The 15,102-nt window shown below is 61.9% G+C and carries 17 protein-coding genes; 12 read left to right on the forward strand and 5 right to left on the reverse strand.

Annotated elements, in window-relative coordinates; translation table 11 throughout:
- Nucleotides 1-102: 102 nt before the first annotated feature.
- From ybgC to M0654_RS04380, 10 genes are all read left to right on the forward strand, one after another.
- A complete protein-coding gene (gene ybgC / locus M0654_RS04335) occupies nucleotides 103-540 on the forward strand; it encodes a tol-pal system-associated acyl-CoA thioesterase (protein ID WP_118851608.1) in 438 nt (145 codons plus the stop codon).
- 350 nt (nucleotides 541-890) lie between these two features.
- A complete protein-coding gene (gene tolQ / locus M0654_RS04340; RefSeq protein ID WP_118850352.1) occupies nucleotides 891-1,616 on the forward strand; it encodes a protein TolQ in 726 nt (241 codons plus the stop codon).
- 29 nt (nucleotides 1,617-1,645) lie between these two features.
- Nucleotides 1,646-2,101 (forward strand): protein TolR, encoded by a 456-nt coding sequence (gene tolR / locus M0654_RS04345; RefSeq protein ID WP_248681988.1) that lies wholly within the window; start codon nucleotides 1,646-1,648, stop codon nucleotides 2,099-2,101.
- A gap of 5 nt (nucleotides 2,102-2,106) precedes the next feature.
- A complete protein-coding gene (locus M0654_RS04350) occupies nucleotides 2,107-3,276 on the forward strand; it encodes a cell envelope integrity protein TolA (RefSeq protein ID WP_248681989.1) in 1,170 nt (389 codons plus the stop codon).
- 19 nt (nucleotides 3,277-3,295) lie between these two features.
- Nucleotides 3,296-4,603, forward strand: a complete 1,308-nt coding sequence (tolB, locus tag M0654_RS04355; protein WP_118850349.1) for a Tol-Pal system beta propeller repeat protein TolB — start codon at nucleotides 3,296-3,298, stop codon at nucleotides 4,601-4,603.
- Nucleotides 4,604-4,789: 186 nt separating this feature from the next.
- Nucleotides 4,790-5,329, forward strand: coding sequence for a peptidoglycan-associated lipoprotein Pal (gene pal, locus M0654_RS04360; RefSeq protein WP_118850348.1), 540 nt, complete (start codon nucleotides 4,790-4,792; stop codon nucleotides 5,327-5,329).
- Nucleotides 5,330-5,516: 187 nt separating this feature from the next.
- Entirely contained in the window at nucleotides 5,517-6,530 is a 1,014-nt protein-coding gene (gene ybgF / locus M0654_RS04365) for a tol-pal system protein YbgF (RefSeq protein ID WP_248681990.1), read from the forward strand.
- Between the two features lie 20 nt (nucleotides 6,531-6,550).
- A complete protein-coding gene (tilS, locus tag M0654_RS04370) occupies nucleotides 6,551-7,879 on the forward strand; it encodes a tRNA lysidine(34) synthetase TilS (protein WP_248681991.1) in 1,329 nt (442 codons plus the stop codon).
- Nucleotides 7,880-7,982: 103 nt separating this feature from the next.
- Complete coding sequence (gene ftsH, locus M0654_RS04375) at nucleotides 7,983-9,917, forward strand: ATP-dependent zinc metalloprotease FtsH (protein ID WP_248681992.1); 1,935 nt, start codon at nucleotides 7,983-7,985, stop codon at nucleotides 9,915-9,917.
- A gap of 173 nt (nucleotides 9,918-10,090) precedes the next feature.
- Nucleotides 10,091-10,798, forward strand: a complete 708-nt coding sequence (locus M0654_RS04380) for a Crp/Fnr family transcriptional regulator (protein ID WP_248681993.1) — start codon at nucleotides 10,091-10,093, stop codon at nucleotides 10,796-10,798.
- A 6-nt stretch (nucleotides 10,799-10,804) separates the two neighbouring features.
- Here M0654_RS04380 and M0654_RS04385 read toward each other — a convergent pair whose 3' ends face one another.
- From M0654_RS04385 to M0654_RS04395, 3 genes are all read right to left on the reverse strand, one after another.
- On the reverse strand, nucleotides 10,805-11,503 hold the full coding sequence (locus M0654_RS04385) for a Crp/Fnr family transcriptional regulator (protein ID WP_248681994.1): 699 nt from the start codon (nucleotides 11,501-11,503) through the stop codon (nucleotides 10,805-10,807).
- A gap of 143 nt (nucleotides 11,504-11,646) precedes the next feature.
- Nucleotides 11,647-11,883, reverse strand: a complete 237-nt coding sequence (locus M0654_RS04390; RefSeq protein WP_248681995.1) for a DUF6894 family protein — start codon at nucleotides 11,881-11,883, stop codon at nucleotides 11,647-11,649.
- Nucleotides 11,884-11,921: 38 nt separating this feature from the next.
- Nucleotides 11,922-12,110: a hypothetical protein gene (locus tag M0654_RS04395; RefSeq protein ID WP_248681996.1), complete on the reverse strand. Its 189-nt coding sequence runs from the start codon at nucleotides 12,108-12,110 to the stop codon at nucleotides 11,922-11,924.
- A gap of 146 nt (nucleotides 12,111-12,256) precedes the next feature.
- Here M0654_RS04395 and M0654_RS04400 point away from each other — a divergent pair, with 146 nt between their 5' ends.
- Nucleotides 12,257-12,547 (forward strand): DUF982 domain-containing protein, encoded by a 291-nt coding sequence (locus M0654_RS04400; protein WP_248681997.1) that lies wholly within the window; start codon nucleotides 12,257-12,259, stop codon nucleotides 12,545-12,547.
- Between the two features lie 22 nt (nucleotides 12,548-12,569).
- Here M0654_RS04400 and M0654_RS04405 read toward each other — a convergent pair whose 3' ends face one another.
- On the reverse strand, nucleotides 12,570-12,803 hold the full coding sequence (locus M0654_RS04405; protein WP_248681998.1) for a hypothetical protein: 234 nt from the start codon (nucleotides 12,801-12,803) through the stop codon (nucleotides 12,570-12,572).
- A gap of 358 nt (nucleotides 12,804-13,161) precedes the next feature.
- On the opposite strand from M0654_RS04405, the gene glmM reads away from it, so the two are divergent.
- On the forward strand, nucleotides 13,162-14,514 hold the full coding sequence (gene glmM, locus M0654_RS04410) for a phosphoglucosamine mutase (protein WP_248681999.1): 1,353 nt from the start codon (nucleotides 13,162-13,164) through the stop codon (nucleotides 14,512-14,514).
- A gap of 60 nt (nucleotides 14,515-14,574) precedes the next feature.
- On the opposite strand, the gene M0654_RS04415 is transcribed toward glmM, so the two are convergent.
- On the reverse strand, nucleotides 14,575-14,727 hold the full coding sequence (locus tag M0654_RS04415; RefSeq protein WP_199925120.1) for a hypothetical protein: 153 nt from the start codon (nucleotides 14,725-14,727) through the stop codon (nucleotides 14,575-14,577).
- Nucleotides 14,728-15,102 lie beyond the last annotated feature (375 nt).

The following is a 15,102-nucleotide window of genomic DNA, read 5'->3' on the forward strand; positions in this document are numbered from 1 at the left end:
TGGTTGCGACCATGGTAGGGACGGGGCAGCGGCGCGGTGCATCCGCCGCGCCTTGTTGCCGAACCTTCAGCGATTTGGAACGAGCACTTGACCCAGAACGACATGATCGCGCTGTCTGGTGAACTGACCGCCGACGGCCACCGCCTCGTGCAACGCGTCTATTATGAAGACACGGATTTCTCCGGCCTCGTGTATCACGCCCGCTACCTGCATTTCCTGGAGCGCGGCCGCACCGATTACCTGCGCTGCCTTGGATGCCAGCAGAGCGAGTTGCTCAGCGCCGACGAGGAAGGCCTCGTCTTCGTCGTCCATCGCATGGAAATCGATTTCAAGCAGCCGGCCCGCATGGATGACATCCTGACCGTCCGGACGGTGACGGAAAAGGCGGGCGGCGCCAAGATGGTGCTCAACCAGGAAATCCGCCGCGATGATACGCTGTTGATCGCCGCCAAGGTGGTGATCGCCGTCATCAATAAGCATGGTCGCCCGCGGCGGCTGCCGGAAACGGTGGCGGAGAAGTTTCTCGGCAAGGGAAACTAACCGGATCTTACTCAGGCGTCGTGGCGTTCGGCGCCCAGGCTTCCCGACGGCTCTAGAAATTCTATTCTGGACAATATCGGCCGCCGCGTTTTCTCGCGGCAGCAAGTCTAGCGCCGCTCATCAGTTTTAACGAATGTTTAACCATAATGATGTCTTACTGGCAGCTGAGGAAATTGTGCAACGCACGCCTTCCTTTGACCAAATTTGAAAGCGAGAAGCCAAGCTGAAAACTCAGGGCACCTTGGGGTTTAGCGAGCGCATCCAGCGATCAGACATATTCTCGCGAGAGCGCTTTTGAACCCGCCCGGTCTTAAACAAGCCGGGCGTTTGGATTCGGGGATAGACGTTAGATGGAACAAGTAGCTTTGGAAGCTGCAACGCATGATGTGAGCCTCTGGGGCCTCTTCATGCAGGCGGGCTTGGTCGTCAAGCTCGTGATGATCGGTCTTCTCGGTGCGTCCGTTTGGACATGGGCGATCGTGATTGACAAGTATGTCAGCTTCGCCAAGGCAAAGCGTCAGTTCGACCAGTTCGAGCAGGTGTTCTGGTCGGGGCAGTCGCTGGAAGAGCTGTATCGTACCCTGTCGGAACGGCAGAACAGCGGTCTTGCGGCCATGTTCGTGGCTGCCATGCGCGAATGGAAGAAGAGCTTCGAGCGCGGCGCCCGTTCGCCGATCGGCCTGCAGATGCGAATCGACCGGGCGATGGACGTCACCATGGCGCGCGAAGCCGAAACCTATGAAGCCCGCCTCGGATCGCTCGCGACCATCGGTTCGGCCGGCCCGTTCATCGGCCTCTTCGGTACCGTCGTCGGCATCATGACCTCGTTCCAGGCAATCGCTGGCTCGCAGTCCACCAACCTTGCAGTTGTGGCGCCCGGTATTGCCGAAGCGCTTCTTGCAACGGCAATCGGCCTCGTCGCCGCTATTCCCGCGGTCATGGCCTACAACAAATTCATGGGCGATGCCGGCAAGCTCTCGGCACGCATGGAAGGTTTTGCCGACGAGTTCTCCGCCATCCTGTCCCGCCAGATCGACGAGAAGCTGCAGCCGCGCCAGCAGGCCGCGGCGCAGTAAGTCACATCGGTCCTTAGGAGTACGCATTCATGGGTATGTCGGCCGGAGGAGCAAAGGGTTCGGGTGGTGGTCGCCGCAGGCGCGGGCGCCGGGGCGGAACCATCAGCGAAATCAACGTGACGCCGCTTGTCGACGTCATGCTCGTGCTGCTGATCATCTTCATGGTCGCCGCACCGATGATGACGGTCGGTGTTCCCGTCGACCTGCCACAGACGCAGGCGGCGGCACTGAATTCCGAAACGCAGCCGATCACCATCTCGGTCAATGCGGACGGCCAGATCCATCTCCAGGAAACTCCGATCACCGCGGAAGAAGTTGCCGCCAAGCTGCAGGCGATTTCCACCACCGGCTATAACGAGCGCATCTTCGTGCGCGCCGACACCACCTCGGCCTACGGGATCGTGGCCGACGTGATGGCACGCATCCAGCAGGCGGGTTTCAAGAACATCGGTCTCGTTACGCAGCAACGTCAGGGCAATCGTTAAGAGCGATGAAGGCGAGCCTCACCACATCGGCAATCCTACACGTGACGGCACTGGCCTTCGCGCTGGTGACGATTGGCGCGCCCGACAAGCTGGAAGTCGCCAACACCGAGGCACTGCCGGTCGACCTCGTGCCGATCGAGGAGTTCAGCCAGATCCAGCAGGGCGACAAGAAGGCACCGATGGCTGAGCATTCCGCACCTGTTCCGACGAACAGGCCGGACCCGGTCGAGAACGCCGAGAACTTTGGCGACAACAACGTCGACATCAAGGCGCCGCCGACGCCGGCCGCCAAGCCGTCCAACAATGAATCCGCGGCGGCCCCGCCGAAGCAGGACAAGCCGGCACCGGTTGTTGATACCAAGCCGACCGCTTCCACCGAGATCGCCAAGGAAGACACCACGCCTCCGCCGCAGGAAGTGGCCGCCCTGCCGCAGCCGAAGCCGGACGTGACGCCGCCGAAGCCGGCACCCGATCCGCTGCCGCAACCGCAGGCGGAAACGCCGGCACCTGCGCCGGAAGAGGCCACCCCGCTTCCTGACAATGTGCCCGTGCCGGTAGTAAAGCCGCGGCCCGAGCCGCCGAAGGAAGAAGCAAAGCCCGTCGAAAAGCCGGTCGAGAAAAAGCCTGACCCGCCGAAGCCGACGGAAACCGCCAAGGCCGATCCGAAAGCGACTGCTGCCGTGAAGCCGAGCGACAAGAAGGTTGCCGACAAGAAGCAGGAATCGGCGAAGTCGGCCTCCTCCAAGGAGAGCGACTTCAACGCTGACGACATTGCTGCGCTTTTGAACAAGCAGGCGCCGGCGAATGGCGGTGCGAAGCGCTCGACCCAGACGGCAGCACTTGGCGGCAAGACGAATACGGGCGGATCCAAGCTGACCCAGAGCGAGATGGACGCGTTGCGCGGCCAGATCCAGAAGAACTGGTCGATTATTGCCGGTATCGAAGGTGCCGACGGCGTCCTTATCAAGGTCACAATGAAGCTTGATGAGTCCGGCGATATCATCGGGGAACCGGAAGTGACCGCAAGCGGTGGGTCCGACAATGCACGCCGAACCCTCCAGGCCAGTGCGTTGCGCGCCGTGCGCCGGTCAGCACCGTTCAAGAACCTGCCCGCCGACAAATACGACGCATGGAGCGAGGTTGTCGTCAACTTCGACCCGAGCGAATTGCTGTAAAGCTGAAAGGCTGATTGACATGATGAAACGTTCTTTCATCCGCCTCCTGGTTGCGTTTGCCGGCATGGCGGTGATGTTCGCCGCGCCCGCCCAGGCGCGGGTGGAAATCAATATCAACAAGGGCAATGTCGAGCCGCTGCCGATCGCGGTGACCGACTTCCTGTCCAACAACGAACTCGGACCGCAGATTTCGCAGGTCATCGCTGCCGACCTGCAGCGCTCGGGCCTGTTTGCACCGGTCAACAAGTCCGCCTTCATCGAGAAGATCGCCGACCCGAACCGCACGCCGCGCTTTGAAGACTGGAAGGTCATCAACGCCCAGGCACTCGTCACCGGCCGCGTCACCCGCGAAGGTGACGGCCGCCTGCGCGCCGAGTTCCGCCTCTGGGATACCTTTGCCGGCCAGCAGATGACCGGCCAGCAGTTCTTCACCCAGCCGGAGAACTGGCGTCGTGTGGCGCATATCATCGCGGATGCAATCTACAAGCAGATCACCGGCGAAAACGGCTATTTCGACAGCCGCGTCGTCTTCGTGTCCGAAAGCGGTCCGAAGAACGCCCGCCAGCGCCAGCTTGCGATCATGGACCAGGATGGTTTCAACGTCCGCATGCTGACCAACAGCAAGGACATCGTGCTGACGCCGCGCTTCTCGCCGAGCCGGCAGGAAATCACCTACATGTCGTTTGAAGGAAACCAGCCGCGCGTCTACCTGCTGCAGCTGGAGACCGGGCAGCGCGAAGTGGTCGGCAACTTCCCCGGCATGACGTTCTCGCCGCGCTTCTCGCCGGATGGCCAGAAGGTCATCATGAGCCTCCAGCAGGAAGGCAATTCCAACATCTATACAATGGACCTGCGTTCGCGCACCACGACCCGCCTGACCTCGACCCAGGCGATCGACACCTCGCCTTCCTATTCGCCCGATGGTGCCCGCATCGCCTTTGAAAGCGACCGCGGCGGTCGTCCGCAGATCTACGTGATGAATGCCGACGGTTCCGGCCAGACGCGCATCTCCTTCGGCGATGGTTCCTATTCCACGCCGGTCTGGTCCCCGCGCGGCGATCTGATCGCCTTCACCAAGCAATCGGGCGGCAAGTTCTCGATCGGCGTCATGAAGCCGGATGGCTCAGGCGAGCGCATCCTGACGACGGGCTTCCACAACGAAGGCCCGACCTGGGCGCCGAACGGCCGCGTGCTGATGTTCTTCCGCCAGAACGCCGGCGCCGGTGGCCCGCAGCTCTACTCGATCGACCTCACCGGTTACAACGAACAGCCGGTCAAGACCCCGGCTTACGGTTCCGACCCGGCCTGGTCGCCGCTGCTTGAATAGGATTGACCTTAAAAGGGCGGTTTTCCGCCCCTTTGTCGCCTTAATGTGTTGAGAAACCGCGCAAAATGACGCGTGGGAAGATTTTATTAACCATGTGCGTTGCATCATGGTTAACCGAGCCCGGTTAGAGTCTGGAAACGGTAAAATCTGGCAAACCTGGAATAAGTGATCAAGGAGAGACCGGCTATGAGCCGCACCGATACCCCGGCAATGAGCCGCATGCAGACCATCGCTCGCAATCCCGCCGTGATTGCACTGACGCTGGCGCTCGCACTTGCTGGCTGCGCCAACAAGAAGAACCTGCCGAACAACGCCAACGAGCTGGGCCTGAACGGCGCCGGCGCTGGTGCTGCGACGCCGGGCTCGAGCCAGGACTTCACCGTCAACGTCGGCGACCGCATCTTCTTCGACACCGACTCGACCTCGATTCGCGCCGACGCCCAGCAGACGCTTGACCGTCAGGCCCAGTGGCTGCAGCGCTACCCGAACTACGCGATCACGGTCGAAGGCCATGCCGACGAACGCGGCACGCGCGAGTACAACCTGGCGCTCGGTGCACGTCGTGCGGCTGCGACCCGCGAGTACCTCGCATCGCGTGGCGTTCCGGCCAACCGCATCAAGACGATCTCCTACGGCAAGGAGCGTCCGGTCGCTGTTTGCGACGACATCTCCTGCTGGTCGCAGAACCGTCGCGCCGTCACGGTGCTTGGCGGCGCCGGCATGTAATCTGGCGAAAGCCATGGATTACCGGAACCTTAAAAAGGCGGTCCCTCGGGCCGCCTTTTTGCTTTTTCCATAGTTTGGCCCTGATTTCCGGGATTTTTGATCGCGATTTAGTTGCTTTTTGGCGGCAGTTGGAAAAGTCTCCTTTCGCGCCAAATCAGGCGTGGACGAACAAGCAGGACGGACACTCATGAAGAAAATTGTCTTGGCAGCGATGCTGGGGCTGATGGCGACGAGCGTACCCGCAGGGGCATTCTCGCTGCCGAAACTCTTCCAGGGAAATCAAACGGCTGTACCGCAACCTTCGACCGAAAGGCCGGTGGTTCTGGCACAGGCGAGCGACCCCGTTCGTATCCAGCAGCTCCAGGAAGAGATCCGTCAGTTGAACGGTCGGATCGAGGAAATGAGCTTCCAGCTTCTGCAGATGCAGGAGCAGATGCGCAAGACGCAGGAAGACAACGAATTCCGCTTCCAGGATCTGGAAAAGAAGAAGAGAAGCGATCTGGGCGACACGGCTGGGCAACCAGCCGTGGCGGCCAATCGCCCCTCATCCTCCTCGTCCGCCCCTGATGAAGAGACGGCAGATGATGACGTCGCGCGCATCATCGGTTCGCCCGATGCACCGTCAGTCGCGCCGACGGCACCGCCCCCGACAACGCTTGGCTCGATTGAGCTTGACCAGAACGGCAATCCGCGCGGTGCCTCGCGCAACAGCAGCGCCAACAATGCAGCCGGCCTGCCGGGCGTCGATGTCGGCCCGCCGCTGCCCGCCAAGCCTTCCGCACCATCGAGGACCGACCCGCAGCAAACGGCCTCGCTCGGCAGCGAAAACGACACCTACCAAGCGGCTTACAACCACGTCCTGACGGGTGACTACGCGCTCGCGGAGAAGGAATTCAACAGCTATCTTTCCGCCTATCCGAAGGGTGCCAAGATTGCCGACGCCAATTTCTGGCTCGGCGAAGCGCAGTATTCGCAGGGCAAGTATAACGAGGCGGCCAAGACCTTCCTCAACGCCCACCAGACCTATGGCAAGTCCGCCAAGGCGCCGGAGATGCTGCTGAAGCTTGGCATGTCGCTGGCCGCACTCGACAACACGGAAACCGCCTGCGCCACGCTACGCGAGGTGCCGAAGCGTTACCCGTCCGCGCCCAAGGCAGTGCTGGCCAAGGTCGGCACGGAACAGAAGCGGCTGTCCTGCTGAGGCAGAACGGCTGCGATCCCATGGCGCCCGAGGCCAACCGCCTGTCGCCGGAAGACGCGGTGCGCGTCTTCCTCGACGGGCTGGAAACACCAGCGCATCTCCTTGTCGCGATTTCCGGCGGCAGCGATTCCACCGGCCTGCTGCTGGCGCTGGCGAAGCTCGCGGATCGCTCCAAATTCGCGATCTCCGCCGCCACCATCGACCACGGCCTTCGTCCGGGGTCTACCGAGGAGGCTTTGACTGTCACAGCACTCTGCGAACGGATTGGCGTGCCGCATGTCATCCGTCGTTGGGAGGGCGAGAAACCGTCGAGTGGCATCTCGGCGGCGGCACGCGACGCCCGTTACCGCCTGCTTTCTGACATTGCTCGCGATAGTCACGCGAATGTCATCGTCACCGGTCATACGCTCGATGACCAGGCCGAGACGGTTTCCATGCGCGCCCGCCGTGGTGATGGCGAGGCGAGGCGGGGGCTTGCCGGAATGTCCGCTGCGGTGCTGCTGGAGCGGCGCCATTGGCTGATGCGGCCGTTCCTGTCCACCACCCGTGCCGATATCCGTGCCTTTCTGGAACGCCACGGCGAAGGATGGATCGACGATCCGAGTAACCTCAACGCCCGCTACGAGCGGGTGAGGGTGCGGCTGGCGGGTCCCGATGCACCCGTCGACGGCGAGGCGGCGGCACGCCGCAAGGAGCTCGCCGACCGGGCCGCCGACCTCATCGAGGCGCATGTGTCGATCGGGCACAGCGTGCTGGCGCAGGTCTCGCCCGGGGGGCTGACGGAGGAACTGCCGGTCCTGCGGCACGCGCTGGCGAGCCTTGGCGCCGTGCTTGGCGGACGGACGCATCTTCTCGGCAGCGATAGCATGGCGCGGGTGCTCGCCTTCATCCAGGGTGGGGCTGCGGGCCGCATCACGGCAGGACGAGTAATTTTCGACCGGCGCCGCGACGGCCTGTTCATGATGCGCGAAAACCGCGGCATGCTGTCGCTGCACGTGGGCGCCGGCGAGACCGCCATTTGGGACGGCCGTTTCCGGATCATCAATGGAACGGATCAGGAGGTCGTTGTCGGCCCGACGGCGCCTGACCGAGACGAGGCGCTTGCGCTGTTCCCGGAGGCGCCGCCAGCGATTGCCATGCGTGCGGCATCCGCGCTGCCGTTCGTCGATTTCGCACCGGGCGCAGCCCAAACGTCAGGGGGGAGCGCGGTTGTGGTAGGCCCCATCCTCGCGCCGTTCGACCGTTTTTTGCCTCAGTTTGATCTTAACCTTGCAGACCGGATAGCGCAGTTGATCGGACACGAGGAATTTACCCCGCTTCCGGTTAAGGATTCTCGGCGGAAAAGCTAGGCCCGGCTCCCCTTTGCCTTGGCAAGGCCTTGCCGCAACCCTATGTTATGCGGCAAGCAAGGCGGCCGCTCTAAAAGCGGGCCGTCGCAGTCCGGGGAGTTCAATGAACCCAAACTTTCGTAATATCGCCCTCTGGGTCATCATAGCCCTCTTGCTGGTCGCTTTGTTCAGCATGTTCCAGACGGCACCGACGCAGACCAACTCGCGTGAGATTCCTTATTCGCAGTTCCTTCGCGATGTGGATTCGGGGCGAGTGAGGGATGTCGTCGTCACAGGTAACCGGGTGCTCGGCACCTACGCCGAAAACGGCTCCGGCTTCCAGACCTATTCCCCCGTCATCGACGACTCCCTGATGGAGAAGCTCCAGTCGAAGAACGTCACCATCGTCGCCCGTCCGGAGACCGATGGTTCCTCGGGCTTCCTGAGCTATCTCGGCACGCTCTTGCCGATGCTCCTGATCCTCGGCGTTTGGCTCTTCTTCATGCGGCAGATGCAAGGGGGCTCGCGCGGTGCGATGGGCTTCGGCAAGTCCAAGGCGAAGCTTTTGACGGAAGCGCATGGCCGCGTCACCTTCGAGGATGTCGCTGGCGTCGACGAAGCCAAGCAGGACCTGGAAGAAATCGTCGAATTCCTGCGCGACCCGCAGAAGTTCCAGCGCCTGGGCGGTCGTATTCCGCGCGGCGTGCTGCTGGTCGGCCCTCCCGGCACGGGTAAGACGCTTCTCGCCCGCTCGGTTGCCGGCGAAGCAAACGTGCCGTTCTTCACCATCTCCGGTTCTGACTTCGTTGAAATGTTCGTTGGCGTTGGCGCAAGCCGCGTTCGCGACATGTTCGAGCAGGCGAAGAAGAACGCGCCGTGCATCATCTTCATCGACGAAATCGACGCCGTCGGCCGCCATCGTGGCGCCGGTCTTGGCGGCGGCAACGACGAGCGCGAACAGACGCTCAACCAGTTGCTCGTCGAGATGGACGGCTTTGAAGCCAATGAAGGCATCATCCTGATCGCCGCGACCAACCGTCCGGACGTTCTCGACCCCGCGCTGCTGCGTCCGGGCCGTTTCGACCGCCAGGTGGTGGTGCCGAACCCGGATATCGTCGGGCGCGAGCGCATCCTCAAGGTTCATGCCCGCAACGTGCCGCTGGCGCCGAATGTCGACCTCAAGGTTCTGGCACGCGGTACGCCCGGCTTCTCCGGTGCGGACCTGATGAACCTCGTCAACGAAGCTGCCCTGATGGCTGCGCGCCGCAACAAGCGCCTTGTCACCATGAGCGAGTTCGAGGACGCCAAGGACAAGATCATGATGGGCGCCGAACGTCGTTCGTCCGCCATGACCGAGGCCGAAAAAAAGCTCACGGCTTATCATGAAGCCGGCCACGCCATCACCGCGCTCAAAGTCCCGGTTGCCGATCCGCTGCACAAGGCAACGATCATTCCGCGCGGCCGGGCGCTGGGCATGGTCATGCAACTGCCGGAAGGCGACCGCTACTCGATGAGCTACAAATGGATGGTGTCGCGCCTCGTCATCATGATGGGCGGCCGTGTGGCGGAAGAACTCACCTTCGGCAAGGAAAACATCACCTCCGGCGCATCCTCCGACATCGAGCAGGCCACGAAGCTTGCCCGTGCCATGGTCACCCAGTGGGGTTTCTCCGACGTGCTCGGCCAGGTCGCTTACGGTGAGAACCAGCAGGAAGTCTTCCTCGGCCATTCCGTCTCGCAGTCGAAGAATGTTTCAGAAGCAACCGCGCAGAAGATCGACACCGAGGTCCGTCGCCTGATCGACGAGGCCTATACCGAAGCGCGACGCATTCTCACCGACCACCACGACGAGTTCGTGGCAATCGCGGAAGGCTTGCTCGAATACGAAACGCTGTCGGGCGAAGAGATCAAGGCGCTGATCAAGGGCCAGAAGCCCTCCCGCGACCTTGGAGACGACGCGCCTCCGGCACGCGGTTCGGCGGTTCCCTCCACCGGCTCAAAGAAAGACGAGCCAAAGGGTGGCGAAGCCGAAGGCGGCTTGGAGCCACAGCCGCATTAAGTCTCTGCGGAACGCTAGAACAATCAAAGGCCACCCTCGCCAGCCGCGGGTGGCCTTTTTCGTTGCGTGATCGGGGCAGCCGACTTTCGCTGCAAGTTGCCCGCAGCAGGGGCATGACATCACGAACGCCTGCCATATATGCGCACTCGCAAGCTTCATTCGCGAGGAGTTCGATGCTCACCACCGACAACCACCTGCTCACCCAGCTTTCGCCCGACGACCAGGCGCTTCTGGAGCCGCTGGCACAAGAGGTGGAGCTCAAGCAGGGCCAGGTGCTCTACGAACCGCTTCAACTGGTCGAATACGTCCATTTCTTCAACGGCGGGATGTCGTCGGAGATTGCCATCAACCGTGACGGCCACCAGATCGAGGTGGGCTGCATTGGCCATGAAGGTTTCTCAGCGAACTTCGCGGTGCTCGGGGTCGATCGCACGCCGCACCGCAGCTTCATGCAAGCCGGCACCACGGCCCTTCGTTTCCCCGCCGCCGACCTGAGGCGCGCCATGCGGGAGAGCGAGACGCTGTCATCACTGCTGCTGCGCTTCACGCATGTCTTCATGATTCAGGTCGCGGCTACCACGCTTGCCGATGGACGCTACAAGATCGAGCAGCGCCTGGCGCGCTGGCTGCTGATGTCGCAGGACAGGCTGGGGCCCGAACTGCCGCTGACCCATGATTTCCTCGGCCTGATGCTCGGCGTGCGGCGTCCGAGCGTGACGGATGCCCTGCATGTTCTTGAAGGCGAACGCGCCATAAGCACCGAACGGGCGCTGATCAAGATCCGTGATCGTTCCAAGCTCGAGGCGTTCGCGCGCGATGCCTATGGCGCGCCGGAAGCCGAATACCGGCGGCTCATCTCGCCAGATTGGCCGCGCTCCTGACGCGCTTCACGGGAACAGGTGGCGGTATTCTTCCTCAGGCAGGCCATAGGCATCCTGCGCGTAGTGTTCCATGGCGGAGCGGTTGCGGATCGTCACGCAGCCGCGCTCGGCGCGGATGAAGCGCCGCTCTTCCAGCACATGCAATGCCGTCGTCACGCTTGGGCGTCGCACGGCAAGGATCAGCGCCATGTAGTCATGGGTGATCAGGAACTCGTCCTGGCGCAGCCTGTCGTGCGACATCAGCAGCCAGCGGGCCAGTCGTTCGTTCACCTGGTGCACGGCGTTCGACAGCGCGGTGTAGGACACCTGGGTTGCCAGGTTCTGGGATGAGCGGGCAAGGAGTCTGGAAAATTCCCGGCATCTATCCATCGCTGCCCACAGTGCTTCGATCGTGATGCGATAGCCGTATCCTTCAGCCTGCAGGCTCGCGTCATGGAAGCTCACGGTGGAGCGGACCGCCGGTGGGGTGGGTGCAAAACCTTCGTAGCCGAACATGCCGGCCTCGGCCTTCTGCCCCTGCCGCGAGACCGAAACGATCGAGCCCAGCCCCTGCTCCAGGAAATAGACGTACTGGATCGGTTCGCCGGCCGTTGCAATGACGAAGCCCTTCGGAAGGTCGATAGGTTCGAGCAACGGATACAGGATTTCCAGTTCCGCCGAGGGAACGAGAGCAAGCAGCTTGTTTTGAAAGTGAGGGCGGGACATCCACGCTCCTCCTGCATTGGGGCAAGAGAAACGATCTCTCAGCCGCCTGCGCCCTTAAGACGTGCAGACGATAAACTGGAACATATCACATTCCGGGTGTCCGGCAAACCGTCTGCAATCCTGTCGCGTAGGAATCCATTCTGTCAATCGAGGCGCAGGACAGACCGAAACGGCAGTATGTGCACCACCTTGCCATGCTCGTCGCGAATCTCGAAGGCGTCGCCGTCCACCACGTCGCCGGTCCGCACCTTCTCTGCAACAAGCTCGCGCGCGGCGGCCATGGCCTCTTCTATCGCGGCTTCCTTGGATGGAAGCTCTTCGCCCTCCTTGTCCTCTTCAAGTCGGCCGTTTCTGCGGACGTCGAAATAAAATCGGGTCATGGTCCATCCTGGAAAACACGAAGGAAGTGCAATGTCGTTCAGTGGCGCTGGCGGCTCTCGATCTCCGCCTGCGAGGCGGTCACCTCGGCTGGCGAGCTGGTTTCCGGCTCGAGCTTCAGCGTGACCAGCCGCTCACGGCGAAGCTCCTGTTTGACGACGTCCACGGCCTTCGATGCTGTCCGCACCTTGGTTTCGCTGCCGTCACTCCGTTCGATCCTGAAGCTCATCATGCCCTCCTTGGAAGAGGTCAGAACCCGCTTCTTCCATTCAGGTTCCGCGGCCCAATGAGGTTGCTGCGCCGGTGTGGCGGCATCGGCCGGTTCCGGAACGTCCGGGAAGGGTAGGCGTTGGGTATCTTCCAACGGAGAAGCCAATGCAGCCCAGAGAAGCAGATCAAGGTAAAAAGCGCCCCGTGCGATGGCGCACCGTCGCGGTGAAGTTCACCAATCAGGCACCGGAGAAGGTCGAAACGCCAGGCGAGGCGCTCGACAAGCTCCTGCACGACTGGCCGCGCGATGATGGCCGCCACTACCGAAGCGCGAAAACCAACTGCCGTGCGGCTGCCAAGGCCCAGCTTGATCCGGAACTGGCGCGGGAGGCTTTTCTGCGTGCCACGGCCGAGGCCGAAATCCTCGGACCGTCGGACGACGAGGGCAAAGGCTGATCGACCGCTGTCTCGGCGGGTGTCAGGAGCGGTGGGTTCCCGTCAGGTAGACCCGGTGCATCGTTTCGGCGATGGCCTTTTCCACCGGCCCGTCGGCCAGTGCATCAGGGTCATTGGCAAGAATGAGAAGCGTTTGTGACACAAGCGCGTCCTTTTCCGGCCCGCTCAGGTAATAGCGGGCGGCGTAACGCGACAGCATCGGATCCAATAGCTGCCGGTCGTCCTGTCGTGGATCAGGCGCAAAACTTGGTAACATGTTGCTTCGTCCATCAGGCAGGCGGGAGCACGTGCGAACGCTGGGTCATCGGCGCTTGGGGTATGGGCGCCAACGACGAGCCATCCTACCTCAATAAAGCCTGGTTTCTGAATTGGGTACGGTATCGGACGATGCAAGGCGCGGACGATCAACCCTCAACGTGATGAGGCCGGTTGTGGAATGGCTGAAGAAACCCTTCAGTAACGACATGTAAGCAATTTTCGCGTTATTTTATGTGCCTGATCTTCCAAACTATGGCATGAGCCGCGGCAATGGCTGCTTTTCCAGCCTTGCAAGTTGCAGCGGGTTCGATCCCCGCCAAGCCGCGCGACGAGAGCGCGATGACGAAGGAGCATATATGACACGTCGTTATTTCGGCACTGACGGTATCCGCGGCCAGTCGAACATCTTCCCGATGACGCCGGATCTCGCCATGCGCGTCGGCATCGCCGTCGGCACCATCTTCCGCAACGGCAATCATCGCCATCGCGTGGTGATCGGCAAGGATACCCGCCTTTCCGGCTACATGCTGGAGAACGCCATGGTTGCCGGCTTCACCGCCGCAGGGCTGGACGTCTTCCTGCTCGGCCCGATCCCGACACCGGCCGTTGCCATGCTGACGCGTTCGCTGCGGGCGGATGTCGGCGTGATGATCTCCGCCTCGCACAACCCTTACGAGGACAACGGCATCAAGCTGTTCGGCCCGGATGGCTACAAGCTTTCCGACGAGCTGGAAGCACGCATCGAAGACCTGCTCGACAGCGATCTGCATGCGCAGCTTGCGAAGTCGAGCGATATCGGCCGCGCCAAACGCGTCGAAGGCGACATCTATCGCTACATCGAGCATGCCAAGCGTACCCTGCCGAGGGACGTTACGTTGCAGGGCCTTCGCGTCGCGATCGACTGCGCCAATGGCGCCGCCTACAAGGTTGCCCCGCTGGCGCTCTGGGAACTTGGCGCTGAGGTCGTCACGATCGGCAACGAACCGAACGGCACCAACATCAATCTCGAATGCGGCTCGACCAGCCCGGCCAACCTGCAGAAGAAGGTGCATGAAGTCCGCGCCGATATCGGCATTGCGCTTGATGGCGATGCGGACCGCGTCATCATCGTCGATGAAGCCGGCGAGATCGTTAACGGCGACCAGTTGATGGCGGTGATCGGCGAAAGCTGGGCCGAGGAGCAGAAGCTCCGCGGCAACGGCATCGTCGCGACCGTCATGTCGAACCTCGGGCTGGAGCGGTTCCTTGAGGGCAGGGGGCTTGGCCTCGCCCGTACCAAGGTCGGCGACCGGTATGTCGTTGAGCACATGCGCAACCACGATTTCAATGTGGGTGGCGAACAGTCCGGCCATATCGTGCTGTCCGATTTCGGCACGACCGGCGATGGCCTGGTGGCCGCGCTGCAGATACTGGCGCGCGTCAAGCGACTCGGTCGCCCGGTCAGCGAAGTCTGCCGTCGCTTCGAGCCGGTGCCGCAGCTTTTGAAGAACGTCCGTTTTGCCGGCGGCAAGCCGCTGGAGGAAGCCGTGGTGCGTCAGGCGATCGCCGATGCGGAAGCCGAACTCGGTGCAAAGGGGCGCCTGGTGATCCGGCCATCGGGCACCGAGCCGCTGATCCGCGTCATGGCCGAAGGTGACGACCGGGCCCAGGTCGAGCGCATCGTCAACGACCTCGTCAACGTGATCGCCAACGTGCGCGCTGCCGCCTGATCAACCTGCTGATTTTGAAGAAGAACAAGGCCGGCCTCAGCGCCGGCCTTTCCGTTTGCCTCAGCCGCCGTTGCTCAGCGAGAAGTACACATAGGCGGCGACCAGGAAGGCGGCGATCACCAGAAACGGCAGCAGCCGCTTCAGCCATGGCGGCGTTTGCCGTGGCGGCCTGGGTTTCGGCGGGCGTTTGAACTTGATGACGTTGTCGGACATGGGACCTTTCTAAGCTTCCGTCGTGCCTTTGCCAATGGAAAGCGGACGCTTCCAAGTAGTGGGCGCTTCAGTCGCTCCAATGCGGCAGTCTTGTCCGGAAATTCAAGGAAAATTTGTGGTAAATAAGCATGGTTGCACAAGTGCTAGGTCACAGCACAGCCGCGGCATTGTTTTTATTGAGTTTTCTTCTCAAAAGATTTGAGGTCAAGTCAACTCTTCGCTCGCCCTGAGCATCAACTGGAAATAACTCTGAGTTGTAAACGCAACTTATAGGAGTTTCCAATGAAATTTCGGGTCTGGGGTAAGATCGACGGCGCTAAGTTCGATCAGGTTGTTGATTTGCACTGAGAGCTGACCCGGGATTTGCGCCGAGAA

The sequence above is a fragment of the Neorhizobium turbinariae genome, from assembly GCF_023223505.1.
Taxonomy (GTDB): Bacteria; Pseudomonadota; Alphaproteobacteria; order Rhizobiales; family Rhizobiaceae; genus Neorhizobium; species Neorhizobium turbinariae.

Excerpts from the sequence above, each read along its gene's own strand:
- ybgC (WP_118851608.1), top strand. The coding sequence starts at position 103 with ATGATCGCGCTGTCTGGTGAACTGACCGCCGACGGCCACCGCCTCGTG.
- tolQ (WP_118850352.1), top strand. The coding sequence starts at position 891 with ATGGAACAAGTAGCTTTGGAAGCTGCAACGCATGATGTGAGCCTCTGG.
- tolR (WP_248681988.1), top strand. The coding sequence starts at position 1,646 with ATGGGTATGTCGGCCGGAGGAGCAAAGGGTTCGGGTGGTGGTCGCCGC.
- M0654_RS04350 (WP_248681989.1), top strand. The coding sequence starts at position 2,107 with ATGAAGGCGAGCCTCACCACATCGGCAATCCTACACGTGACGGCACTG.
- tolB (WP_118850349.1), top strand. The coding sequence starts at position 3,296 with ATGATGAAACGTTCTTTCATCCGCCTCCTGGTTGCGTTTGCCGGCATG.
- pal (WP_118850348.1), top strand. The coding sequence starts at position 4,790 with ATGAGCCGCACCGATACCCCGGCAATGAGCCGCATGCAGACCATCGCT.
- ybgF (WP_248681990.1), top strand. The coding sequence starts at position 5,517 with ATGAAGAAAATTGTCTTGGCAGCGATGCTGGGGCTGATGGCGACGAGC.
- tilS (WP_248681991.1), top strand. The coding sequence starts at position 6,551 with ATGGCGCCCGAGGCCAACCGCCTGTCGCCGGAAGACGCGGTGCGCGTC.
- ftsH (WP_248681992.1), top strand. The coding sequence starts at position 7,983 with ATGAACCCAAACTTTCGTAATATCGCCCTCTGGGTCATCATAGCCCTC.
- M0654_RS04380 (WP_248681993.1), top strand. The coding sequence starts at position 10,091 with ATGCTCACCACCGACAACCACCTGCTCACCCAGCTTTCGCCCGACGAC.
- M0654_RS04385 (WP_248681994.1), bottom strand. The coding sequence starts at position 11,503 with ATGTCCCGCCCTCACTTTCAAAACAAGCTGCTTGCTCTCGTTCCCTCG.
- M0654_RS04390 (WP_248681995.1), bottom strand. The coding sequence starts at position 11,883 with ATGACCCGATTTTATTTCGACGTCCGCAGAAACGGCCGACTTGAAGAG.
- M0654_RS04395 (WP_248681996.1), bottom strand. The coding sequence starts at position 12,110 with ATGAGCTTCAGGATCGAACGGAGTGACGGCAGCGAAACCAAGGTGCGG.
- M0654_RS04400 (WP_248681997.1), top strand. The coding sequence starts at position 12,257 with ATGCAGCCCAGAGAAGCAGATCAAGGTAAAAAGCGCCCCGTGCGATGG.
- M0654_RS04405 (WP_248681998.1), bottom strand. The coding sequence starts at position 12,803 with ATGTTACCAAGTTTTGCGCCTGATCCACGACAGGACGACCGGCAGCTA.
- glmM (WP_248681999.1), top strand. The coding sequence starts at position 13,162 with ATGACACGTCGTTATTTCGGCACTGACGGTATCCGCGGCCAGTCGAAC.
- M0654_RS04415 (WP_199925120.1), bottom strand. The coding sequence starts at position 14,727 with ATGTCCGACAACGTCATCAAGTTCAAACGCCCGCCGAAACCCAGGCCG.